This window comes from Protofrankia sp. CiT1 (assembly GCF_917627335.1).
Taxonomy (GTDB): Bacteria; Actinomycetota; Actinomycetes; order Frankiales; family Frankiaceae; genus Protofrankia.
In genome coordinates, this window is the sequence record NZ_CAKJTP010000211.1 from 1 (window position 1) to 508 (window position 508).

General features: G+C 66.9%; 1 protein-coding gene. It reads right to left on the reverse strand.

What is annotated here, in order from left to right:
- Window positions 1-508, reverse strand: a 508-nt coding sequence (locus MJ785_RS20060) for an acyl carrier protein (protein ID WP_239382267.1), incomplete at both ends; no start/stop codon positions are given.

A 508-nucleotide genomic window follows, 5' to 3' on the forward strand; every position in this document is an offset into this window, starting at 1 on the left:
CTGCGGAAGCCGTGGACGCGGGGACGAGTTGGGTGCGCAGGTAGGCGGTGAGCGCTGCCGGGGTGGGATGGTCGAAAAGCAGCGTGGTGGGCAGGCGCAGGCCCGTCGCCGCGTTGAGCCGGTTGCGGAACTCCACTGCGGTGAGGGAGTCGAAACCCGCGGCGAGAAAGCCACGGTCGGCCTCGATGGTGCCCGGATCCGCATGGCCGAGGACGGTTGCGGCGGTCGTCCGCACAAGGCCGATCACCTGACGTTCCTGTTCATTGTCTGGCTGGCCGGCCAGCCGCTGCGCAAGAGATTTCTCCGCAGGTCCGGCGTCGTTCGTCACAACCCGCCGGACGGGTATGCGGACAAGGCCATGCAGGATCTCCGGAATGTTCTCCGAGCTGCCCTGACGCTGGATTTTCATCGTGTCGATCCGGGCCGGTACGAGGCTTGCGCACGGCGTTGTCATGGCCGCGTCGAACAGTTTCAGGGCGTCCTCGGTGTGCAGCGCGATGAGCCCCGT